The following is a 22,726-nucleotide window of genomic DNA, read 5'->3' on the forward strand; positions in this document are numbered from 1 at the left end:
ACCGGTTCCTGACGGTTTGGCTTCCGGATTTATCCCCTGCACGAACCGATTTTATCACGCGGGCCCGATCTAAGGAACGATGACGATTCGGCGCGCGCTCTCGGCCGGCGCGCTCCATGCTTCGCTGATCGATGAGAGCGCGAAGGTTTGTGTAGGGACCACGATTTTTCCGTCGGCGATGAGCTGCAGGTAGCGCGGGAGTTGGGCCATGATATCGGCGATCGAGGCCGAGCCGGCGCCGCTTCCGGAAATACGAATGCGGCGGCTTCGTAAGAGTGCGGCGGGAACGACGGCGTCGGGACCGGCCATCGCACCGATTTGAACGTACGCGATGTTTGCCGTGTCCTCGTCGAGTCCGCGCCTTGCCAAAGCCGCGAATGCGGTTTCCGCTGCGCTCGCCCAGAGATAGTCGAGCACGATGCTGGGCTCGGCACCATCGAGCGCACGGACGAGCGCCTCGGTATCGCCTTCACGGTCGCCCGTAAGCGCGACGGTCTTTGCACCAAACTCCGCGGCGCGTCGAAGCGCGGACGGATTTCGCCCAACTCCTATGACCGCGGATGCTCCGAGCAATCGAGCATGTTGAACCGCGAGCGATCCGGCCATGCCGGTCACCCCGAGAATAAGCACAGCGCCTATCGCACCAAGCTCCGTTACGCGCGCGTTCAGCGGCAGCCATGACGAAAGCCCGGGATTCAGCCCTCCGGCGACCTGCACCGGATCCGCTCCCGGGGGCAGAGCGGCGCGCATCCTTTTTGGCACGGCCATTCGCTGCGCAAACGTCCCATACGGCGGACGAACAAAACCCGTGTAGACTAGATCGCCGGCAACGGTGCGCGCGACAGCGTCGATGCCGGGGATGAGCGGCCAAGAACCGGTACTGCCGTAGTGACGCCCCGCCGCCAGCGAGCGCACGATAGGATGAAGGCCGGCCGCGACGAGATCGACCAGTTCATAGCCTTCTTCGGTGCCGGGATCGGTGAACTCAGCGTATTCGGGAATCGCGCCCGGGGCTTTCACGACGGCGGCCTTCACGGAATTCTCCTTGTTGAACTGTCGCGCCGAAGCGCGATTTGCTGATCCGCAGTGCGCGCTTACACTCCGTCCGACGCCTCAGCCCTTGCCTCGGCGACCGGAATAGCGCTTCGCATGCGATGGTGCACGTGGATGACCCCGGTGTCGAAATGGCGCGTCTCGAGGAGTTCGAGGCTCCGGCGTAAGCCCGGCCGGAATGCCGGCTTTCCACCGCCCACGATCACCGGGTTGAGAAACAGGTGACATTCGTCGACGAGATCGGCTTCGAGCGCAAGCCCCGCAAGCTCCGCGCCGCCGATGTTGATGTCGTGCTCCGATTCGCGCTTGAGCTTCCGAATGGCCTCGGGGTCGAAGTCCCGCTCGATACGCGTGTTGCGGGTCGCGGCGGTTGTCAGCGTCCGCGAAAAGACGACCTTCTCGGCCTTCTGCCAGACCCGCGCGAAGTCGCGATGTTCGGGTGGATAGTCCTCGATCGCCGGCGCATCCCAGTAGGCCATCGTTTCGTAGAGCCGTCGTCCGTAGAGATAGGTTCCCATCGGCCGCAGCAACTCGGTGATGAACGCGTGGACTTGATCGGGGTTGACCCAATCGAAAGAACCCGACGCGTCCTCGATGTACCCGTCGAGCGATGTATTGACGATGTAAATCAGTTTCGACATATGAAGGAAGTATCAGTTGGGGTTCACTAACGCGTCATCATACCGGCCAAGAACACGCTCTTCGAGATCGGTGTCAGCGTATTCGACAACCTCGGCAATTTTGTTGCCGCGAAACCTGAATACGAAGCAGTAGTTGTTGTTATAGCGGCCCCCGTCCTTGGTAACGACGTCGCCGTCGACTTCAGCGACAACAAAATCATCCTCGCCAATCACGTTCTTGAGTTTTGCCTTGTAGGTCGTTGCAAAACGGGCGAAGAGTGGCCGGATGAGGTCGCGAAGGATTGCTTCTCGCCCCTCGAACGTGCCCGACCAACTGCATTGACCGGCGATACGCCAAACGTAATCGGGATGAACGTGGGCGCCAAACACGCTCGTGTCACCCTGTTCCATCGCCGCATAAATGCGCCTTATGACGTCCTTGTTTTCAGCAACACTCATCTCACCCGCTCCTGCTACCGGAGTCGATCGGCCGATCCCTGATGTTCCGGTATTGATGAGGTTTTTTGCAGCCTCGAATACGTTCCCGCTTTTGTATTGTCCCGGGGCGAGCGACCGCTGAGGGATTACCGCGATGGCTTCCCGTAGAGACCTCCATGACGCCCACCCGGCTCGAGCAGTTTGCGGACGGAATCTTCGCCATTTCGGCGACGCTGCTCGTTTTGAATTTCGCCGTCCCGGTGCTCGGCGGCGCGAACAATGGGGCGCTCGTGCACGCGCTGGCATCCCAGTGGCCCAAGCTGCTGGCCTTTCTCTTGAGCTTTTTCATCATCGTGAACTACTGGCGGCTGCACAGCGCGATGTTCCACGACGTGCGCATCCTCGACCACAAGACGATCATGTTGAACACGGCGTTCCTGGTTGTGGCTGCCTTCATCCCGTATGCAACGAACGTGGCGGGAACGTATCCGACGCTTCCGGCGGCCGCGGTTTTGTATTCCATCGTACTATTGACCGGCGCGCTCCTCGGTTTCTTCATGGCGCGCCACCTCATCGAAAGCGGCGCGTACAACGCGGACGTGCCGCCCGAACAGGCGCGCGCGACCTATCGCCGTATCCGATTCTCGCTCTATATCCGCGTGGTCGGCCTCATCTCCGCGTTCTTCTTGCCGATCGTGTCGTACCTGATTTACTGGGTGATGATCATCTACTTCTTGTCGTTCAGCGCCATCGACAACCTGAGTACCTAGGGCGCGTGCAAGTGCAACCCTTTGCGCCTTCGTTGGGTTGCAAGCCTTGCATGATGTTAGCTACTGCGCCGATCGGCGCACTCAATTTGAACAAAAAGGTCTCGAACGGCGTCGTTCCCGTGCCTCCTGAGCCCATCTACGGCGGGTATGCGAACAACCGCGGAGAGATTTTTCTCTTCGGAGCGGATCTGGCTTACCGCGTGAACTTCAAGAAGAAGACGATTCAACAACGGCCGCGACTCAATCCCGGAGCGCAGGCGCGTTACGACATGACCCAGGCCGGCGAACCGTTTGAATATTGCAACGCGAGTTTTCGCCGGCTGAGCGCCGCACAGATCCTGGAGATTTGCTCGTCTGGTTCGTTCAGCGTCGGGCCGCGAGCAATCAACTAACCTCAGCTTCCCAGCTGCTGAGTCCAGCCCACGCTCGCGCCGTCGATCATGTCTTTGCGGTCGCCGGCGAAATTCCAATACATGTGCATTTCTCGCGGATGAGTGTCAGGTCGGCTCGTTTTGAAAGCTCGGCATCACGCCATTCGCCACGATCGCCCAGAACATGTGCGCGGGTGCAGCGACTGACGGGACATTGAACGTGCCGGAACCGCCGCCGAAGGTTGTGCCGATGACCGAATACAGCGCCAAGTAATCGGCGATGGCGAGCGCTTGTCCGTTGCACGGCACGTACGATGCCGGCCACGTCGTGCCCGAGCCGCTAGCAAGTGTAGGCAACAATTGCAGCGTCCCGATGGTCGACGCGAGCGCAGGCCCGGGCGGCCACAATCCGCTCGCGCAAATCCCGTAAGCCAGACCGGTTGGAAGATTTGTGCCCTGCGGCGCAGCCAGCGTTGGAAGCGAAAATGCGTTGTTGTTGCCGCCGAATTGATCGCCGATCACGGCGTAGAGCCCTGGGTTGGGCGGTGTATCAAGAATCGAGCCGTTGCATGGGTAGTAATTGGTTCCGCCATACGTAGCTGGTCCGGTCGCGAAAAGGTCGAGTTCTCCGACGAGCGCCGAGTTGGCATTGTACGGGGGGTATGCGCCGATCGCGCAGATTTGCCAACTTCCGCTCGATTCCGATAACGGCGACGGCAGCGTGAGGTTCGGCAGAAGAAACGCAAGATAGTTATCCGTATACGTGTTTAAGATCGTGGAAAGGCCCTCGTAAGTGCCGGATGACTGTTCCGATCCGTCACACACGAGAAAGTCGAAAAGTTGGGACGGGAACGCGCAGAGCACTATCTGCCCGATTTGCGGCTCCATTCTATACCCAAGCCTTGCCCTGGACGGCAATGACTCGTGGGCTATGGAATGTTGGGAGCCGGAACGTCACGCCGTCGCCGGTTGCGAACGCCGAACCAAGTGCTTGGAAAACTGCGCTGTATTGCGCGATCGACAGCGTTTGTCCCTGACAAAGCATCCAATTCGAAGGGATTGGCGCTCCGCCGCTCCACAGTCGCGTTTCCGCGGGAAACGGCGAAATCGGCAGCACCGTGAGTATGCCGGGAGCAGCTGTCTGTCCAAAACTGCTGTGGCAGGCAGTGAGAGCGCAGGCAGTTGTTGCTCCCAGGAATGCTTTCCTAGAGACCAGCATAGACAACCCTTGGAAGGCGGGGTCTGGTTTCCTCCGTAGCGTAGAGATAACTCCGTTGCCTGCCAGGCGTTAGCGCCGCGAGCCGGCGTGAATTACCGTGTCAATGCTGGAATGACGGCGGCCCTACGGAGGTGCGGACGTGAAAGTAAAACTCGGCACGGTCTGGCATTTCAGCCTTGCCGTCAGAGACCCGGAGAAAAGCGCGCAGTTTTGGACCAAGAACTTCGATCTGCGGGAAATGTTCCGGTCCGATGAGGCCATCGCGGTAACGAACGACGCGATCATCATCGGGTTCTTCAAAGGCACACCACACCCGGACACGATCGACCACATATCGCTTCACCTCGAGAACATGCGCGCGCTGCGCGAAGCGCTCGAAACGTTGAAGAAAAACCGCGTAGACCTCGAAGATCCGGGCGACGAGATCGGCCCAACATCGCCGGGCTCGCCGCATATGGGCCTGTGGTTTCACGATCCGGACGGGTACCGCTGGGAGCTCTCGGTTCAGAACGCCGCCGGCGAACGCTAACCGCGCAGAACGCCATATCGAGGTGAGCTTTATGGACGAATCCACTATTCGGATCTCGATGATCAAGCAGCGCTGGGGATGACGTCCCTTAAAATGCTGTAAAAGCCCGGTGGCGGGGGGCCACCGTTTCGGTTCGGAAGATTCATTTTGTGAACAACTTCTCAACCGAAGGGACGAAACGGTGGCCGATTACGATGTTACCCTATCCGAATCGCTGATGCCAGACCTCCTCGAGCGCCCCAACGCCCTGGCGCAGCTGGTCGAGAGCGCGCTGCAGCAGGTCCTCGAGACGCAGATCCGCGAGCATCTCTCTGCCGATCGCTACGAGCGCAATGACGACCGGTCCGGCTATCGCAACGGATACCGCGAGCGCCAGCTGTACACGCGCGTCGGCCCGATTGCGCTACGCGTTCCGCAAACGCGCGATGGGGGCTTTTCAAGCGAGATTTTCGCGCGGTATCGGCGCAGTGAACAAGCTTTTGTTCTCGGTCTCATGGAAATGGTGGTCAACGGCGTTTCAACGCGCAAGGTCAGCGAGATCACCGAAGCGCTGTGCGGCACGTCGTTTTCGAAATCAACAGTCAGCCGGCTTGCGACGGGCTTGGACGCCCGCGTCAACGCGTTTATCTCTCGGCGGCTTGATGACGCGTATCCGTTCGTGATCGTCGACGCGCTTTTCACCAAAGCCCGCTGCGACGATCGCGTTTCCAGCAAGGCGATCTTGATCGCCGGGGGCGTCCGTGCCGACGGTTTCCGCGATATCTTGGGCTTAGCGATCGGCGACGTCGAGAGCTTTGCGACCTGGAACGAGCTTTTCGGGTCACTCAAGAAACGCGGCTTACATGGCGTCGATTTCGTGGTTTCCGACGATCACGCCGGGCTGGTCGAAGCCGTGAACAAGAATTTCATCGGCGCGAGTTGGCAACGCTGCCAGGTACATCTGATGCGCAACGCGCTCGGGCATTGCCCGAACCGGGAGCGCACCACATTTGCGGCGGCGATGAAACTGATTTTCTCGTCGACCGACATCGTTGACGCGCGCCGGCACCGCGACGAACTTGCGAAACGCTTTGCGAAGACGGCGGCCAAGGCGGTGGCCTGTTTGGAAAACGGCTTTGACGACGCCATGGCGGTGATGGCGTTGCCCGAGAAGTATCGTCGCCGGCTACGAACGACAAACATGATGGAGCGGCTCAATCAAGAAGTCCGTCGGCGCGAACGCGTGATTCGCGTCTTTCCGAACGAGGCGTCGGCAATTCGTTTGATCGGCGCACTGCTCGCCGAGATGAGTGAGACGTGGCAAGAACGCGTCTACCTCGACATGGGCGACTACCATGAGTGGGTCGCCGAGCGAAATCTGCCGACCAAGGAGAAAACGAGAGCGGCGTAACCGCTATGCTAAGCTGAACCGAATTTACAGCAGATTTGGGACTTGACTAGAAGTTCCCGAAACTCTCGACGATGATGGATGACGCAGAACACGACGTCCTGGCGTTCATGGATTCCCAAAAGCGCATCGCACACAGATCGCTTCAACGAATCCGCTGGAACGCTTCAACGCCGAGATCAAGCGCAGAACTGACGTTGTCGGCATCTTTCCCAACGAGGCTGCGATCGTACGGCTCGTCGGAGCGTTGATGCTCGAACAAAACGACGAATGGCAACTGCAGCGCCGCTACATGCAGCTCGAAGGACTCACGGCGCTCAGCGACAATCAGGCCGCTAGGCTTTCAGCGGTGATCACCGGCTGACAGCCCACCTCGCCGAGCCGCGGTTCATACACCACGCGCTGGGACACGATCCTCGTGGGGAACGTCGCGCCCGATCGTGGGAACGCAACTCTCTTAGCTCTTGAATGATCCAGCGTCTAACCAGTCAAGGCCCGAAGTATTAACAGCGCAGCCGACTGCGCGGAGGCGTTCCGCAACAGAATGACGCGAGGCTGCCTCCCCATCGAAAATTATGCCGTTTATGCCAGCAACATCGGAGCCGAGTGCAGCGGTTCCAACAAAAATAACGAGCGTCCTCCGCTGTGCGAGGGCGAGTGCCATACCCAGCTCAATGAGAACATTCGGCCGCGGCTGATCTCGTTCTTTGTCGCCCATAGAATCGTTCCCAGCGGTAAGAGACGGCAGCAATGTGGCGTGCTCGTCCGGCGTTACAAAAGCCACAAAGGCCTGGGCTATGGACAACCCGTGCTTTACTACGTCGAGAGTGTACGGCGAACTTTCGCCCATATCTTGCACGATTGTGTTCCATTCCAGTGGATGGAGTCCAATTGCGCGGAGGAATGCGAAGAATTCCCGATACCTGCGATCCCGCCCATAAATGACGAATACCTTGCTGCGATCAACGCTCTTCGTGTCTGGCACTTCGGTATCCAACGCAAAATAATCCACTGATTGTTCTTCCTCATATTCAGAGTTGCGAACCGGACTCTTGGGATCGTCAAGATCGTATGCGTTGGACGACGGCACTTCCAGAGGAATCGTCAGCCTATAGCCGTTTGGGGTCCACTCGATTGGAAGGCCGTCCGCCGCCATTGCAGTCTTGACCTCGGAATCAATACTGTCCTGAGCGAAGACGCTAAAATTATTTGGATGCGCTATCGCAGAGAGCGCGTCCAAGAATGTCGAGACATCAGTACGGTAGGCTTTAAGGAAATCGTCAATTCGGTCCGTCTTACTGCCAGGAGCGACCTCTATGGGGAAATCGTCAATGATTGCGTTGATGTCGTTCCCCGTCATTTGCGGCGTAAGGATCTTTGCGATTCGCCTAATAGTTGCGCTTCGCAGGTTGGAAATCGAGGCTGCTGGCATTCGCGCTTGTCATCTACCTTTCGAAGCGCCTGCACCGAAGCGGCTGGGTCAGCGCATTAGGGGCGGGTGCTTGAGCCACGCCTCTGGCTCTTGTTTGGTTCGTTCGGTTCAAATTCTGGTCCTTGGGTCCACTATCACGGTGGAGCCAGCAGTATATGGCACTGCTTCGAAGGGAGCGGGATTTGACATATCCTATGGCAAGCTCGACCTCTTCACGGGTGCAGCCTTGCGTTGACCCCAGGTGTGCTAGTGCCTGATCGACGAGCGCCATTGCGGTGTCGATGGTGAGCAGCGGTGCGTCGGCGGGCGTGCCGGTGCGCGCGGCGGTCGTCTGCAAATCCCAGCCGGCTTGTTCGATCAGCGCCGCCACGACGCGCACGCGCTTGCCCAAGCCGTGGTCGCGATTCCAGAGCAAGTCCATTAAGCCGTCGGCGGCGTAGCCCGGTTCGAAGCACGGCCGCAGTTCGTACGCGTTCGCGCCAGCGAGCAGCGCGGTCGTGAGATCGTCGAGCGTCCACGCGCTAACGCCGTGCATTTTCAATTCTTGCGTAAGTTCGATTTCGTCGGGGAATGCGGGGCCGATCAGCGTGCAGTACTGCGCATGGAACGCATCCTTATATTTCGCGGCTTCGAAGGCGTCGGGCTGGGTGACGTTCCCTTTGCCCGTCTTACACTCGAACATTACGCGATAGGCGAGCGGGCCATCGCCGTAGCCGTCCGGCGCTTTGTTGCCGCCGACGTGCTTGGTGAGGAAGCCCATGTGCGCGAACGCGTCGCAGACGGCGACTTCGAACGCGGCGGGATCGCGTCCGGTCGCGGTTACCGTCAGGCGATCGACGAGCGCCCGCGCTTGCGGATCGGGCGGACGTGGCGACGGCGGATTGAGATTCGGCCAGTCGTCGGGCGGCTCGTTGATCCGGAAGTTCCGATTCTCGTCTCGCACGATGTAGGGCTTGCGGCCGTTGCCGTTGGCGCGCGCGATGTATTCGATCAGCGCCGTGTAGACGTACTTCGCCTTGTAGTCGGCGGCGAGGAGATGCTGTTTCTGCGCCTCGGCGAGAATTTCGTCGGCGCTGCGGGTGATGCCGTCGGCTAGTACGTGCATTGCGGCGGAGAGCGTCGTGCATTTTGCTGCCACGGCTTGGAAGCGTTGCGGTTTACCCTTCGACAAGCTCAGGGTGACACGTTTGCGGTGGCGTTCATTCATCAGAGCGTGTCGCCGTGTTGGGCGAAGTGGGCGGGGAAGTCGGCGACGGTGATGCTCGCGGTCGGCATCGATTCGAGCAGCTCCCACGGGATCGGCAGCGCGATCGGCAAGCCGTCGAGGCCGCGCGTGCAGGGCATCGGCAATGGCCGGCTGCGGTTTCGTTATCACCCTGGCGCTTTAATCATCGAGACGGGCGAGAAGTCCTTTGGTCGTTCTTCCAAAGACATTTTGTCTTACTCCTGGCTCCCGTGAACGCCTACGAATTCGATCGAAACAGCAGAGACGCCCAATAGGTCAACTGCCGGGTTTTCGCTGTTCGAAACGACGATCGACCACGCCGCAAGAGGGCTTAAAAACGGACTTCCGTTGACCTCGAGGTTTTCCCAGTACTCGTCGAGCGATTCCCCGGTGGCTGCGAGAAACTTCGCGGTTGTGAATCGCGGGTTATGCGAGTAGAGATAGCTCTTTCCCGTTTCGTCAATTACGTATGATCGCCCGTGGTGTATGATGTCAATGGAGACTACCTCATCGTGCGAAATTATCCCAGCTACCACCGGGCGAGCTCCGCTTAGGCGCACGAATGACCAGCCGCGAAATTGGTCCGCCGTTACCTCGAACGAAATCATACCTGTATTTCGGAAACGCTGCAACGATTCGCGCGATGTAGGGACCGCGACCGTGAACGCCGCCACTCCGGAACCCGGCCGCGCGCCAAAGGGAACGTTGTCGTTGGTTTCGTGCGATTGCTCTATCGATTGAAGCTGCTGCGAGACGTTCGAATCGGCCAGGGAAATCAGCGAGACTGTTGATGTGTCGACGCCAAGCGCTATTTTGGATGCGTTGAGGTAATCGGCAACGCGCTCTCTCGCGTAAAGCGTTTGAAGGCATAGAAGTTTTGAATCATCGAGCGCGGTCGAGACGATCGCCTGGGCGCGGGGCAGCGTCGGGTCTGCGTTAAGCGCTACGTCCTGCTGCGCTTGCGACACTTGCGCCTGCTTTTGTTTTATCTGCCCGGTAACAGTCGTAATCTGCAGCTGGCAGCCGGTAAAGTCGAGCAAGGCCTGATTGCGAGACTTCACAGTGGCGATATATTCCTGCATGAGATCTCTGTATGCGATAGCCTCTTGGAGACCAAGATAAGGCTGAAGAACGGCATCAAAATCTTGCTCACTAATTGTAAGTTTCGCGTCGTCGTTTGCGAACTTTGAGGACAATGACTTGACGGCCGATGCAATGGTTGAGACGTCTTTTGTCACCGCAGTGAGGGTCTTGATCGTCCCGGGAATACTTGAAAGCTCGGTGCTCGCGGCGTCCGCCACACCAAGAAGGTCAGCTGCAGCGCCGGGGACGCCAGCGCCAGTTACGAGCATAGCTTCCAGAGTTTCGAGGAGCGTGAGAAAGTTGCAGCCGGGGGCCAGGCGTGTTGCGGCAAGTCTGAAGTTCTGGTCAGCGGTGGTAAGAGCGGTCTTCTGCGCGTCAAGCGACGCGGTCAATTGACGAATCGAGTCTTGGATGCTGTTCGACTGTGTTACGGTTGCCGTAAGGTTCTGTGAGAGAACTTGGATCTGGGCCTGGAGCGAGCTCACTGTCGAGGCGAGGGCTCCTGCCTTGACGTTTGCGCTCTGATTCTCGGCGTAGAAGCTGTTGTAACTTGCCTCAAGCTGAAACGATGCCGTAATGAGTTGCTGCATCAACGTTTCCAACGACTGCAGATCGTTTGTCGGAATAAACGTTGGTGAATATCCGTAAACGTCCAGACCGAGATCCAGATTGGCAAGAAGCGCCTTCGTCTGCGCTTGCACCGCCGACCAGCTGCCCGCTGATGCATCCCCAGTGGCGTTCGCGGAATTATGAGCAGCCAAAGCACTAACCCACTTGAGCATCGCCGCGGCGGTGGCAGTGTCGCCGTTGTAGTAGTACAGCCGGGCCTGTTTCAGCTCGATAAGGAGCTGCGAGTAGCTTGCGTGACTTCCAAAGGTTTCGATCGCCAATCGCTCAAGTCGCGTGGAGCCGGTCGCGCCAGACGGTCCGTCCTGCCCGTTTGGGCCAGGCGTTCCGGCATTGCCAGGAGGCGCATTCGGTGCATTACCGGTAACGTTGCCGCAAACGGGTTGTCCCAAAGACCCCGGGCCTTGGTTTATGCGATGAAAGCTTCCAAGCGGGCCGCCGGCGCCGCCGTCACCTCCGGCGCCGGGGCTTCCACCCGCTCCCGCAGCACCACCGCTACCGCCCGAAACGGCGACCTCTACCGCTGACATCGACGACGCCGCGATGACAAGAACGTTTCCGCCATTTCCGCCGGGGCCGCCATCTTCTCCGTGGCCGCCATTACCGCCGGTAGCACCCGGACCGGCACTTGGATTTCCAAAGCAGCCGTTGGCGCCGTTTGCGCCATGAGCGCCCTTTGCGCCGTAGCCGCCGGGTTGTCCGGGAGCGCCTCGTCCGCCGTTTGCGACGAGACGAGACGTCGGCGGCGCTGCGAAGATGTCGCAATAGAGTGTGATACTGCCGGCGTGGTTTGGAGGGGGCAGAATCAGAGTTCCGCCTGCGCCATTCGATCCGGGAGTAATACCATCGGACGCGCGTGCCGGTGTTTGCTGAAGGGCGTCTGAGCCGGACACGTCAACGACGGCGTTGTGCTCGAAAGTTATGCGCCGTGCGAACAGGACAATTTTTCGGCTTGGAAGTGCGAGGTTTCCAGTTACGGTGATCGCGTCAGCATAAACATAGAGATCGAGCGAAGGAACAACGAGGTCGGGTGATAGCGTGATGTCAATCGCCTCGAGTACTAGTTTCGAGTTGTCGCTGTATCGACTGAATTGATCCGCGAGAGCGATCGCGCTCGAACGAATGGGCCACATCGCCGTCGTGGCGCAGGCGGCCCCGGTCGATAGGATGAAATCGGAACGCTTAAGGCCCATTCAAGCTCCTATAAATACCCGCTAGCCGGAGAGTGGGCAATGGCCGCCGCCGAACGCCGCGTCAAGCAGCGGCGCCACACGTGCATAGTGCGCGCGCAGCTCGTCCGCGATGGCGGTGTTCTCCATCATCGCGATAGTCAGAACGCAATCGTCCCTTTCGGAGTTATATAGAAATTCTCGAAATTGACGCCGAGAGTCGACTTATCGAACATCCACGCGTAACTTACGAAGCGGAGGTTGAAAGCCTCACTAAACCAATCTGGTGGCCCATAGACATTCCTAAGCGATGTTACGAATTCTTCCTCAGTGATGCCCGAACCAAAGAAGCCGATAATTTCAACGAGACCATTCTTCGGCGAGAACTCGAAAGCGAATGGAACCAGCGGTCCCGACCACTTATTGCCGGTTCGGTTTTGTATTGGGAGGATCACCTTGAAACCAGCATGGCTTGCGAGAATTTTTGCACCGGGATCGTCCCCGGCAAAATAATCCCCCGGCTGAAGGTGAGCCACCGCCGGAAACTGAGCGTACGACTCACCCCACCACTGCGAAGCCAAGACAATCAGATCGCTGGGGTCAGATGGTAGAGCCGCTGCGCTCACGCGATACGGGCTAGTGACGACGCCGGCTACTATGATAAGTCCTAACGCAATAGTAGCTCGTAAGAGTCTAACCATGTCAGTCGCCCTCCTTTTGCGGGGGCGTGTATAAATGCGCGGGAGAGAACCAACGACACTGTGGGTAGCGAAGGTACAGCTGATTTGGTTGCGCCTCCATGCACGGTGCCAGCATGTCGGTGATGATCGAACGCAAGTTGTTCGCGATTGCTTGAGCCGTTTGCTTGTCAACGCCAGGACCTTCGCCCAAATAGGACGATGAGAGTGGCGTGAGTGCCGCCGAGCCCGCGGCGGCCAACGCGACCCAACCGTTCGGGTAGGTGGTCGTGGTGTATGATGCGGGAAACGTTGCGAGGGGCAGTGGTGACGGGATCGGAGACGCATAGTCGTAGGTCGTGCTTCGCGACGGGTGCCATGCCAAAAACCCCGCGACAACTGCTAGAGCTGTTGACAAGGAGAGGCTGACGCGAGTTCCCTGGCTCGACTTTGGGCGGCTCGATGCCCATTTTATTAAGGCGGAATTGTTCAGGTAGCTCGTTGACGTGGGTACGCAGTCAATCGTCATCATGGACCATTCGACCTTGGTGTACGACCCCTGAAAAATCCAGTTCCACGACGCGCTTGCGACGCTTGGCTGCAACGCGACGACGGCCCCGGCCGTCGATGGGTCGTTGAAGCACTGTTGCTGAAATTGCGCCAACGTCCAAGTCGGTGCGGGCACAAGTTGATACCTCACCGAAAATTGGCTGAAGGGGTCCTGTTGTGTGCTGCTTAGCTTGCCTTGATCTCGGTCAGCGACCTGGTCGGTTCCCAATAAGTATTCGTTCAGCCGTTCCGTTGTTTGGAAGACGATTTGCGCGGAGGTAGGTGCATCCGCCGCAAGTGCGAGCACGTACACTGCTTTTCGCCAAACGTGGTCTTGAGTTCGCGGTGGTGGTACAGGTGTGGGACCGAAGAGCAGAGGCGGTACCGTTGGTGTGGAAACGGGCGAAGGCGAGGTGAAACCTTGAATGCCGGCCCACTGCACGCAAAATCCGAGGATTTCGTAATCCTGCCGAAGGGCCGTCTCTAACGTTCCTCCGTTGCGCGATTTTTCCAAGGTGCAGGGGTCCGTTGGCAGCGGCTGAGGGGATGGGAGAGCATTTGCTGATGCAAAAGGCGCGCTTTTGGAGATCAATGTCGGCGGGGGCGCTGGTAGGTTCCCAATCGCGGCATCGATTAATGCCCGGCAGGCATGGATGCGATTCATGACGACATTGAGCAGCACGTCGCGCGGCATCTGGGCGCCTAGCTTGTTGTCCAGCATCGCTAAGATGTCAGCCGTGGAACAAGGGCCCATGAGGGCAGCCGGCGTCGGCGTTGCCTTTGGAGCACTCTTGGCCGACTGAGCTGACGCTAGCGGCGCAGCCAGCGTCAAAATAACTGTCAAGGCTGCTACGGGGATCGGGCGAAATGGGGATCGTGCACTGCGCATAGACTTGTGCCCTCCCGCTAGGAAGTCTACGTGTAACGGATGGCTCGATTCTTTCGAAATCCCCCGCAGATGTAAATGGGCCAAAGGGTTCAAAACAGCGGAGATGCGCCGCCCTTCGAGGCTTCTTTCCTCGTGCGCTAGGGTGAGGGGGACGGTGAGGGGCTAGCGTCTTGGAGCGATCCATTCGCAAGTAGCCGCGCCCACATCACTTGGTGGCCAGCCTCGAATTTGGAAAATTTGTTCAGCAACATAACCGTTGCGCCCCATGCAAGCGAGTCTGCCTGAGCTTGCGGGATTTGGGATTGATTACGTGCTTCCTGTTGTGTGGCTGAGTCGTCGAAGAATCGATCGCCGTCGCAGTCGAAGATCGTAAGCCGCACCGTCATCGTGACGGTCGTTGACGACATATGCCAAAGACGTGACGGTACGAGAAACCCGACGACGCCGAGCGAACTGCACAGGGCGGGATCTGCGGATGTGAAGCCCGCCGGCATCGGCACGGCTGTGACCAAGAACTCTCGGGCGAATGCTGCGGCGGCTTCGTTGGCCCACCGATCGAATGCGGGTTGCGTGATCGGGTGAATCGCCTTTCCAACGACAACTGCGAATCGCCGTGCCGATACACCTGATGCCAACAGATTTGGGCAAAGGCCCTGAGCGGTCGCGATGGCGTCCGGTTTCGGTGTCGCGGACGTGAAGGTGTAGATTTGGGTGTAAAGCAGGTCGTTAGAACGCAAGATCGTAACGAGGAAGTTTTTGCGCCCAGGGGCAGTTTGGGCAAATCCCGTGACTTCGACTTCCGACGCCGGCTGACCGCACGAGGTCCCGCTGGAGCGCGCGATCGTGACGCCTGTGTCTTGCTTCAATCCAGCCTGCAGAATCGCCGCCATGTTCTCGGGGCTGCAGACACACTTCAGCACTTCTATGATGATCGTGGAGTCGGTTCCGTCGGGCTCGTGACGCGTCAATTCGGTCAGAATGTTGGGGTTTGTTTGCGCGACGCTCGTCCAACCGGGCGGCGGCGTAAAGGCCGGCGCGGGCATCGCCGCGGAAACCGCGGGCGCGGCTATGACGGCAGCAAGAACGAGACTATACACCTGGTGGGCCTAGTTCGCCGTCGATTGCGACGTTCTTGTCGCCTGCGCGCTTCGCGTCGCTCGGGATGACAAGGTGCGGGGCTCAGAGAAATCTTTGACTCACATTTGAGGACGCATCCATTCCTTAGGGGCCATGCTCGACATACGATGCGGGCGCTCCTCATTGCACTCTGTACAGCACTCCTCACACTCGCGGGTTTTTCCGTGCGTGCGGCGGCCGCCGTCACGCCGGCATTTTCGTTTACGGCCGTGAGAGCACCGCATCCGTTGGCGTTGGATCCGACCCTCGCGGACCCGGCCTGGCAACTCGGCAAAGTCCCCGGCGGCACCCTCTGGAAGGACGTGACCACGCGGGGCAACGCCCCGGACCCCACCACCGCCTACTTTTTGTACGACGACAAGAATCTCTACGTCGCGTTCGTCGCGCCGCAAAAAGCGCCGATCGTCGCGACGCAAACCACCGACGACGTCGGCTTCGGCACCGACGATTTCGTCGCCGTCGGCATCGACACCAGCGGAGCGGGTTCGCAGGCGTATCTCTTCGAGACGACGCCGCGCGGCGTGCGCTACCAGCAGGCGACCGAAAACGTTCGCTACCGCCCCGATTGGCAAGCCGCCGCGACGGTGCAAGGCGGCGAGTGGCGCGCCGTCATGATCATTCCGCTTTCATCGATGCGAATCCACAGCGGCACGAAGGTGTGGCGCATCGGTTTTTTCCGCGGCGTTGCCGCGACGGCCGAGCACTACACCTGGGCCTTCGATGGCCTCATGGCGGACGCTTCAGCCGGGAACTGGCCCTCGTTCTACGATCTGCGGTTTTGGCCGAGCGTCGCCATCGCGCTTGCAAGAAGCGACTTCGCGCGCCCGCAGCCGCGGCTCGAAGTCTACGCGCTCTCGAGCAGCGGTGAGGATCGTTCCGACTACGAGCAGGCAAACGGGACGTTCTTTCCGCAGCCGACGCGCTACTACGGCGCCGACCTCAGCCTTCCGGTTACCTCGACGATCAATCTGGTGGGGACGCTGAATCCCGATTTCTCGAACGTCGAGATCGATCAGCAGACGATCGCGCCGCAAGAATTCGAACGCCAGCTCGTCGAGTACCGCCCGTTCTTCGCCCAAGGCGCGCAGTACATCGATCCTAACCCCAACGGATATACGAACTACATCGGCTATCCGAACGAAGTGTTCTATTCGCCGAGCGTCGGCCCGTTCGATAGCGGAGCGAAGATCGAGGGCGTCTACGGCCAGCAGAGCTTCGGCGTGCTCACCTTTCACGGCTACAACGCGGAAACGGGCGAGACGTTCGACGATCAGGCGTTCGGATGGAAGCACGCGACGCAAAATGAAGCGCTGCAGTATTACGTGGACGGTGTGCTGGCGCACCACAGCATCAGCGGTGACGATAATACGGTGGAAGCGGGATTCAAGGGCCGCAATCTCCACACCAAATTCGTGTACGAATTCAACTACGCCATCGAGAACGGATCGTGGGTGCCGCAAGGCACCGCGCATTCCGCCAACGGGTTCATCGACGAACACCAGAACAACTACGAGTTCAACCTCGGCTACGTCGACATCAGCCCGAACTACGACCCGATCGACGGCTACACCGAAAATTCCGACATCCGCGGTTTCCAAGGGTTCATGGACTTCAACGGCACCGCGCCCGGCGTAAAGAGCTGGGTCGTCTTCGTGACGGGCGATCGCTTCCGGGATGAAAGCGGCGCGGTCCACGAGGCCGACTCCGGAGCATATTTCAGCTCGACGTTTCGCAATCTCTTCTCGTTCGACGGCATCGGCCCGACGGTCAGCCTGTTGCGCCAGTACTCCATTCCGTACACGTCCGCGAATTGTGCGCTCTCGACCCAAAACCCGATCGCCGAAATCTCATCGTTCACGGGCTTTCCGTGCTACCTGCAGGGCACCGACGTGCCGTACAACCTGATGGCGTTCCCCATCGGTTACCGCGACGGGAGCCCAACGCCGGTCGACGTGAGCGCGAACTGGGGCAGCTTCGGCGGAGATTGGGTGCACTATTACACCTCGACCACCTCGCGCCCGATCGGCTCCAAATTAACGCTCGGCCTCGAGTACGATGGAACCTACGAACGCAATCTTGCGACCGGCGTGCTCTCGTCGCAGTGGCTGCGCCGCGTGTCCGTCGGATACAACATCAACGCGTCGACGAATATCTCGGTCGGATTGCGCGGCATCAACGGCTTGGGCGGCTTCGTGACGGAACCGGGGAACAATCTCGCCTTCGGATTTCACACGCGAACGACCGACGGTGACATCTACATCAACTACGGCTCACCTTCGGCAAACGTCATGCTCAATCGTTTGATCGTGAAATACGTCTTTCGCGTGGGGTCGGCTCCGGGAACGTAAACTCGCACGCGGCGATCGAGCCGATGGCGCCGGCGTCGACATTTGCGCGACTAAGCGTTCGACGTGTTAACCTCGGTTATCGCTTTGTGTCCTATATATTGAAACATGGCAGTGTGGCAGTCCCTCGACTACGCTTCGCGGAGCCTGTCCTGAGTGAGCGCAGCGAGTCGAAGGGCTCGGAATGACAATGCGCGACGCTCGGGATGAGCAAGGGGCCTGCGGTGCGGGCGGGAAGTTACAGTCCTGCATTGTCTCGAGGAGCGTCTACTTTGGGTCGGTTATTTTGCGTTCCGGTGTCGCTTCTTGCGGCCCTTGCCCTGCTTGCCGGATGTAACAGCAATAACTCGCGGGGGTATATCCCCGGACCGACACCAACGCCCGCTCCAACGCTTGCTCCCACTACAGCGCCGGCAACAACGGCGAGTGTGACGTTTTCGATCACGATTCCAGCGGTCTCCTCGAACGTCCGCACGCGTCCGCTCTACGTGTCGTCGGAGACCAAGTCGGCGACCATCGCCGTCGGCTCGACGTCGGTTACCGCGAATTGCTCGCCGACGTGCAGCGGCTCGATCACCGCACCGCTCGGCAGCGATACGTTCGTCGTGAAGCTTTACGACGCGTTGAACGGCACCGGAAACGTGCTCTCGCAGGGATCGACCACGCAGACGATTTCGGCCAACGCGAATAATTCCGTCAGCGTCGCATTCGGCGGCGTCGTGCATTCGCTCAGCGTTGCACTCAATCCGACGACGTTCGTTCCGTATCTTCCCGGCAGCGCGGCCGTCACCGTCAGTGCGCTCGATGCCGACGGCAACACGATAGTCGGTTCCAATCCGTACGTCGATGCGAACGGCAATCCGCTGACGATCACGCTGGCCGACTCCGACACGACCGGTGCGTCCCAACTTTCGGCGACGAGCCTGACGGCACCGACGAGCGGCATCACGCTTTCGTACACGGCAGCATTGGCGGCCGCACCCACGATTACCGCAAGTGCGACCGGCATTGCGAACGCCGGCGGCGTACTCGCGGTGGCGACCACGGGCGTCGACATCGTCACGCTGGCAACGGATACGAATGCCGGAACGCCCGCCGGAACCGGCGCCGGCAACTCCGGCGACCTGCGTTACACGATGCTGAACGCGCACGCCGGCGATACGATCGTGTTCGACACGAGCGCGATGTGCGGCGGATCCACGTGCACGGTCACGCTTTCCGGCCCGCTGCCGCCGATCGCGCAAAATCTCACGATCGACGGCGGTTCGTTCGGTCGCGTGACAGTCGACGGCGGCGGCGCCTATCGTATCTTCTACGCGCAGACCGGCACGATCGCGATCAATAACCTGCAGTTGCAACACGCGCTGGCGCAGGGCGGCGCCGGCGCAACCGATCGCGGCGGCGCCGGCGGCGGCGGGGCAGGCCTTGGAGCGGCAATCTTCGTCGACGCAGCGAGCGTGACCGCCAAAAACGACTACTTTCTGAGCGATGCAGCGGCCGGCGGTTCCGGCGGCTCGTACGACGCAAGCGACGGCGGGAGTGGCGGTGGCGGCGGCGGCATGGGTGGGAACGGCGCCACCGACAATACCGCGGTCTCCACCCTTGGGGGCGGCGGAGGCGGCGGCCTGTTGACGCCCGGCGGCGCGAACACAGCGAGCGGTGGTGGCGAGGGCGGCGTTGGATTCAGCGGCGCGCCAGCTACCGGCGGAGCCTACAGCGCTCTAGGGAATGGCGGCGACGGAGGCGGCGGCACGTACGGCGGCGGTGGTGGCGGCGGCGGCGGCGCGGGCTTTCCCGGCACCTCGGGCGGAAACGGAGGCGTTGGCGGCTTTGGCGGCGGTGGTGGCGGAAACGGGGCAACCGCAGGTGGGTCAGCCACCGCTGGCGGCCCCGGCGGCTTTGGCGGCGGCGGTGGCGGCGGAGCTCTAGGCGGAAATGGAGGCGGCGCCGGCGGCGCCGGCGGCGGCGGCGGTGGTGGCGCTGGTGTTAGCGCCGCAGCGCCGGGCGGAACGCTGGCAACCCTCAGCGGCGGAGCAGGCGGCAGCGGTAGCGTCGACGTCGGTGGCGGAGGCGGTGGTGCCGCCGCAGGGCCGGCAATTTTTGTGAACACTGGATCGCTGGTGACGACGAACAGCGATGCCGCGAGTTGCGCGGCCACGGCCGGCGGCGCGGGCATCGGTACGGGTGCCGCGCCGAATGGATCACCGGGTACCGCCGATGCGACGCCGGTCTTTAACTACGGCGGCAGCGTCAACGGCTCGACCGCGACCGGACCCGTCGCAGCCGCATTAGGGTCGGGCACGCCGTAAGGTTCAGTGGTCAAAACCGGCTTCCGTATTGTCCGCCTGGCTCGTGGTGATGTGCACGTCGTGATCGACGAAGGCGTGAAAGACTTTGTCTTTTGAGATCACGGCATCTTTTCCGCGCGCCATGTTGTGTGAGAACAAGCCGAGGACGCCGAGAGTGAGATAGCCGGCGATGGCATACGTCGATGCCTCACCTTTCCGGTCCGCGTTTGCGCTGGTGTTGGCGTTATCCGAAAGCACCACCTTACCGCCGTCCTCGCTGTAGACCCAGTTGATGACGAACTCGATCTTACCGCCGCTTCCGTTTCCCCCCGCTCCCTCGACTTTCGTGAGAGTTGCCTCGCCTGCTGCGCCCTTGGGAATAACGACCATCCCGTCAAGGTCGACATTTCGCACCACGATCACCGGAACCGTCGTGCCCTGGCTGACGTCGCGTGACGATATATCTTGTACCAGCGAAATGTCGACGGGGGTTCCACCCTTTACAAGCTCTACGACCGGCGATGACGATGGCGTGGGCGATCCAACCGGCGCTGATGTTGTTGGCGCTGTGGCTGCGCCCGCGGGTAAGCTGCTCACGAAGGATAGCGTCACTAAAAGAAAAGCTACAACGGATCTCATAGCAGTATCGCTCCCGTTCACCAAATACGAAGATTTGGTGCTGTGCTTTTCCGGGCGCAAATCTCCATGTCATGCGGTGGTAGTCCAAATGGACCAATGGCATGTGAGGCTAACGATGACCTGGGTCCCTCGACTACGGCGCTTCGCGCAGCCTGTACTGAGCGAGCGTAGCGAGTCGAAGGGCTCGGGATGAGGGGGAGGGGGCTGCGCGCCTTCGCCTATGTTGCGCGATGACCAACCAGCTGGTAGACTAGCTTTATGAAGACGATCGGGGTTTTCGAAGGCAAGACGAGATTCTCGGCTTTGGTTGCCGATGCGCTCAAAGGCGAAACGACGATAATCACGCGAAACGGTCGACCCGTTGCGGAGATTGGACCGGTAAAGAGTCGCGCCCTCGATCGCGGCCGGAAAGCCGCTGAGCGTCTCGAGTCGCTTCGGTCGAGACTTGCAGCCGAAGGGCGGCTCAAGAATCTCGATATTCGGTCTTTGATCGACGAAGGACGCAAGTGATCGTTGTCGATGCAAGTATGGCGTTGCGCTGGGTCCTTGCCGAAGAGATCGACGCCGAGGTGATCGCGGCGCGTACCTACGTGAGCGAGCATGGCGCATGCGTGCCGGGGAACTTCCAAACCGAGGTCGTACACGGATTGCTCCAAGCTGAGCGGCGAAAGCGAATCTCGAGCAGCGATGCATCGGCAGCTTTGACCGACATTATGGACTTCGCCCTAACGGTCGAACTGCCCGATCCGCACCTCATCACGATTACCGCGCGCGATCACAGCCTTACGGGCTACGACGCAGCGTATCTCGCGCTAGCACTTCAATCCGGCATTCCGCTTGCAACGGTCGACGGCACCCTGCGCGCGGCGGCACGCGCGGCGAAAGTGCTCTGGCAGCCGCGACGGCAGAAGCGATCGTAAGGTGCTTACCAGAAGAGTTGGTTCGGCTGGTGCGGCTTCACCCAGACGATCAGATCCCAAATCGTCGGGAACTCGAAGATCGTGACGACGTCGCTGGCGTCGGGGACGCGGCCGATCTTGACGATCGTTTGCGCGGACGGGTCTGACAGACTGCCGCCGGCGGCGACAAAGTCGCTGTTCCACACGTATTGATCGTAGAGCAGTTTTCCGGTATCCGGAACGCGCACGACGTAATGCACGTGTCCGTTGAATTCGAACCAGCGGCACGGATCGATGCCCCATAGTTGCGGTCGCGGTTCACCGTTGGGACGCGGCACGGAGAAATCGGCGCCCATCAGATTTCCGTTCACATCGTACCAGAGTTGGCTGGGATGCGTCGGGTCTGAGACCCACTTGCGGTTGGCGTAACTGATCGCTCCGGTATCGTCGGGCGACGTGTAGCGAACGTAACCGGCGGCGATGGCATCGCTCGCGTGCGGAAAGCGCGCGGTTATGTCGCGTTGGACGCTTTGGACGAATGCGGTCTCAGTGGGTGAGAGTGGTCCCCTGCAGGTAGGCGTTTCATCGGCGCACGCCGGCGCGGCAATGGCAACGGCGGCAACGGCAGCAACGAGCGCGGAAATCCACGTAGTCTTCATCGATGATCCTCCGGTGGCCAGGATGACGCTTTGTGCAACGGGCGATCGGGCCGAACGGTGACGGTCCGGTATATTTGACGGCATTATGTCAATATGTCATGATGTCAGTATGGTAAAAAAGATGGTCTATCTCGAAGAAGAGCAAGACCGAATCGTGAAGCGGCTGGCGCGCGAGGGCAAAACCTCGGAAACCGAGGTAATCCGACGAGCCATTACGGCGTACGGCGATTCAAATGCTGCTCGAATTGCGTCCGACACGCAACGCGTCATGCAGCACTTGAAAAAGCACCCCGAATGGAATGACGACCCAACGGAGTTCTTCCGCGGGTGACGCCCGGAAGCATCGTCGTCGTCGATTGGCGGGATGCGTTGCCGGCGACGGGTGAACCAGGTAAGCAGCGTCCAGCCGTCGTCATTGGACGTAGCGATTTGTTCCATCAAGAATTCGGGTACCTCTTGGTCGTCCCGTTGACGAGCGATGCTGCGATGTGCATCTCTGAAGCATCGCTAGAGATCGCGCCGACGAAAGAGAACCATTGCAAGAAGCGATGCTTTGCTCTCTCGTGGAGCGTTCAAACGATTCCAAAGCGGCGTGCCCGCGCGACCGAGGCGCGTGTGGCGAGAGAACAGCTCGATGAAATACGAGACCAGATTGCGCGGCTGGTGGAACGGTGACCCTTCGACAGGTTGGGGCGGTCCCTCGACTACGCTCACTGCGTTC

Annotated in this window: 23 protein-coding genes and 1 pseudogene; 11 read left to right on the top strand and 13 right to left on the bottom strand. The window is 60.1% G+C overall.

All coding sequences use genetic code 11. From position 1 onward, the window contains the following. Positions 1 to 69: 69 nt before the first annotated feature. From VMF11_06010 to VMF11_06020, 3 genes are read right to left on the bottom strand one after another with little or no spacing between them, the layout of a single operon-like run. Positions 70 to 1,035 (bottom strand): zinc-binding alcohol dehydrogenase family protein, encoded by a 966-nt coding sequence (locus VMF11_06010; GenBank protein HTU69858.1) that lies wholly within the window; start codon positions 1,033 to 1,035, stop codon positions 70 to 72. A 59-nt stretch (positions 1,036 to 1,094) separates the two neighbouring features. Next, positions 1,095 to 1,694: a dihydrofolate reductase family protein gene (locus tag VMF11_06015; GenBank protein ID HTU69859.1), complete on the bottom strand. Its 600-nt coding sequence runs from the start codon at positions 1,692 to 1,694 to the stop codon at positions 1,095 to 1,097. Between the two features lie 12 nt (positions 1,695 to 1,706). Then, complete coding sequence (locus tag VMF11_06020; protein HTU69860.1) at positions 1,707 to 2,132, bottom strand: nuclear transport factor 2 family protein; 426 nt, start codon at positions 2,130 to 2,132, stop codon at positions 1,707 to 1,709. A gap of 155 nt (positions 2,133 to 2,287) precedes the next feature. Here VMF11_06020 and VMF11_06025 point away from each other — a divergent pair, with 155 nt between their 5' ends. Further along, the gene (locus tag VMF11_06025; GenBank protein HTU69861.1) at positions 2,288 to 2,881 is read left to right on the top strand and encodes a TMEM175 family protein; all 594 of its coding nucleotides are present in this window, start codon (positions 2,288 to 2,290) and stop codon (positions 2,879 to 2,881) included. Positions 2,882 to 2,931: 50 nt separating this feature from the next. Next, a complete protein-coding gene (locus VMF11_06030; protein HTU69862.1) occupies positions 2,932 to 3,273 on the top strand; it encodes a hypothetical protein in 342 nt (113 codons plus the stop codon). Between the two features lie 105 nt (positions 3,274 to 3,378). Here VMF11_06030 and VMF11_06035 read toward each other — a convergent pair whose 3' ends face one another. Further along, a complete protein-coding gene (locus VMF11_06035) occupies positions 3,379 to 4,140 on the bottom strand; it encodes a tail fiber protein (protein HTU69863.1) in 762 nt (253 codons plus the stop codon). Positions 4,141 to 4,610: 470 nt separating this feature from the next. Between VMF11_06035 and VMF11_06040 the strand changes: the two genes are divergently transcribed. The 3 genes and pseudogenes from VMF11_06040 (at position 4,611) to VMF11_06050 (ending at position 6,751) form a co-directional block, all read left to right on the top strand. Further along, on the top strand, positions 4,611 to 5,000 hold the full coding sequence (locus tag VMF11_06040; protein ID HTU69864.1) for a VOC family protein: 390 nt from the start codon (positions 4,611 to 4,613) through the stop codon (positions 4,998 to 5,000). Positions 5,001 to 5,181: 181 nt separating this feature from the next. Then, positions 5,182 to 6,390: an IS256 family transposase gene (locus tag VMF11_06045; protein ID HTU69865.1), complete on the top strand. Its 1,209-nt coding sequence runs from the start codon at positions 5,182 to 5,184 to the stop codon at positions 6,388 to 6,390. A 50-nt stretch (positions 6,391 to 6,440) separates the two neighbouring features. Beyond that, positions 6,441 to 6,751, top strand: a pseudogene (locus VMF11_06050) (transposase). 93 nt (positions 6,752 to 6,844) lie between these two features. Here VMF11_06050 and VMF11_06055 read toward each other — a convergent pair. The 7 genes from VMF11_06055 to VMF11_06085 all read right to left on the bottom strand — a co-directional run bounded on the left by VMF11_06055 (position 6,845) and on the right by VMF11_06085 (position 15,135). Beyond that, entirely contained in the window at positions 6,845 to 7,747 is a 903-nt protein-coding gene (locus VMF11_06055; GenBank protein HTU69866.1) for a TIR domain-containing protein, read from the bottom strand. 85 nt (positions 7,748 to 7,832) lie between these two features. Beyond that, positions 7,833 to 8,957 (bottom strand): hypothetical protein, encoded by a 1,125-nt coding sequence (locus VMF11_06060; GenBank protein ID HTU69867.1) that lies wholly within the window; start codon positions 8,955 to 8,957, stop codon positions 7,833 to 7,835. A gap of 68 nt (positions 8,958 to 9,025) precedes the next feature. After that, positions 9,026 to 9,169, bottom strand: coding sequence for a hypothetical protein (locus VMF11_06065; GenBank protein HTU69868.1), 144 nt, complete (start codon positions 9,167 to 9,169; stop codon positions 9,026 to 9,028). 90 nt (positions 9,170 to 9,259) lie between these two features. Then, positions 9,260 to 11,947: a collagen-like protein gene (locus VMF11_06070; GenBank protein HTU69869.1), complete on the bottom strand. Its 2,688-nt coding sequence runs from the start codon at positions 11,945 to 11,947 to the stop codon at positions 9,260 to 9,262. A 137-nt stretch (positions 11,948 to 12,084) separates the two neighbouring features. Continuing rightward, a complete protein-coding gene (locus VMF11_06075) occupies positions 12,085 to 12,549 on the bottom strand; it encodes a hypothetical protein (protein ID HTU69870.1) in 465 nt (154 codons plus the stop codon). Between the two features lie 76 nt (positions 12,550 to 12,625). Next, positions 12,626 to 13,870, bottom strand: a complete 1,245-nt coding sequence (locus tag VMF11_06080) for a hypothetical protein (protein ID HTU69871.1) — start codon at positions 13,868 to 13,870, stop codon at positions 12,626 to 12,628. Positions 13,871 to 14,175: 305 nt separating this feature from the next. After that, on the bottom strand, positions 14,176 to 15,135 hold the full coding sequence (locus VMF11_06085; GenBank protein HTU69872.1) for a hypothetical protein: 960 nt from the start codon (positions 15,133 to 15,135) through the stop codon (positions 14,176 to 14,178). Between the two features lie 204 nt (positions 15,136 to 15,339). Here VMF11_06085 and VMF11_06090 point away from each other — a divergent pair, with 204 nt between their 5' ends. After that, the gene (locus tag VMF11_06090) at positions 15,340 to 17,523 is read left to right on the top strand and encodes a hypothetical protein (protein HTU69873.1); all 2,184 of its coding nucleotides are present in this window, start codon (positions 15,340 to 15,342) and stop codon (positions 17,521 to 17,523) included. A gap of 425 nt (positions 17,524 to 17,948) precedes the next feature. After that, positions 17,949 to 19,829 carry a hypothetical protein gene (locus VMF11_06095; GenBank protein HTU69874.1) on the top strand — a complete coding sequence of 627 codons (1,881 nt, stop codon included), beginning with the start codon at positions 17,949 to 17,951 and terminating at the stop codon, positions 19,827 to 19,829. 3 nt (positions 19,830 to 19,832) lie between these two features. Here the strand turns inward: VMF11_06095 and VMF11_06100 are convergent, their stop codons facing one another. Then, positions 19,833 to 20,447 carry a hypothetical protein gene (locus VMF11_06100; GenBank protein ID HTU69875.1) on the bottom strand — a complete coding sequence of 205 codons (615 nt, stop codon included), beginning with the start codon at positions 20,445 to 20,447 and terminating at the stop codon, positions 19,833 to 19,835. Between the two features lie 258 nt (positions 20,448 to 20,705). Between VMF11_06100 and VMF11_06105 the strand changes: the two genes are divergently transcribed. Together VMF11_06105 and VMF11_06110 are read left to right on the top strand one after the other, a co-directional pair. Further along, positions 20,706 to 20,957, top strand: coding sequence for a type II toxin-antitoxin system prevent-host-death family antitoxin (locus VMF11_06105; GenBank protein ID HTU69876.1), 252 nt, complete (start codon positions 20,706 to 20,708; stop codon positions 20,955 to 20,957). Further along, positions 20,954 to 21,367: a type II toxin-antitoxin system VapC family toxin gene (locus tag VMF11_06110; GenBank protein ID HTU69877.1), complete on the top strand. Its 414-nt coding sequence runs from the start codon at positions 20,954 to 20,956 to the stop codon at positions 21,365 to 21,367. The genes VMF11_06105 and VMF11_06110 overlap by 4 nt, the downstream gene beginning before the upstream one ends. 5 nt (positions 21,368 to 21,372) lie before the next feature. On the opposite strand, the gene VMF11_06115 is transcribed toward VMF11_06110, so the two are convergent. Further along, positions 21,373 to 22,005, bottom strand: coding sequence for a hypothetical protein (locus tag VMF11_06115; GenBank protein ID HTU69878.1), 633 nt, complete (start codon positions 22,003 to 22,005; stop codon positions 21,373 to 21,375). 121 nt (positions 22,006 to 22,126) lie between these two features. On the opposite strand from VMF11_06115, the gene VMF11_06120 reads away from it, so the two are divergent. Together VMF11_06120 and VMF11_06125 are read left to right on the top strand one after the other, a co-directional pair. After that, the gene (locus tag VMF11_06120; protein HTU69879.1) at positions 22,127 to 22,336 is read left to right on the top strand and encodes a CopG family transcriptional regulator; all 210 of its coding nucleotides are present in this window, start codon (positions 22,127 to 22,129) and stop codon (positions 22,334 to 22,336) included. Then, positions 22,333 to 22,680, top strand: a complete 348-nt coding sequence (locus tag VMF11_06125; protein ID HTU69880.1) for a type II toxin-antitoxin system PemK/MazF family toxin — start codon at positions 22,333 to 22,335, stop codon at positions 22,678 to 22,680. Before VMF11_06120 ends, VMF11_06125 begins: the two co-directional genes overlap by 4 nt. Positions 22,681 to 22,726: the final 46 nt, after the last annotated feature.

The organism is Candidatus Baltobacteraceae bacterium, assembly GCA_035502855.1.
Lineage (GTDB): Bacteria > Vulcanimicrobiota > Vulcanimicrobiia > Vulcanimicrobiales > Vulcanimicrobiaceae > Aquilonibacter.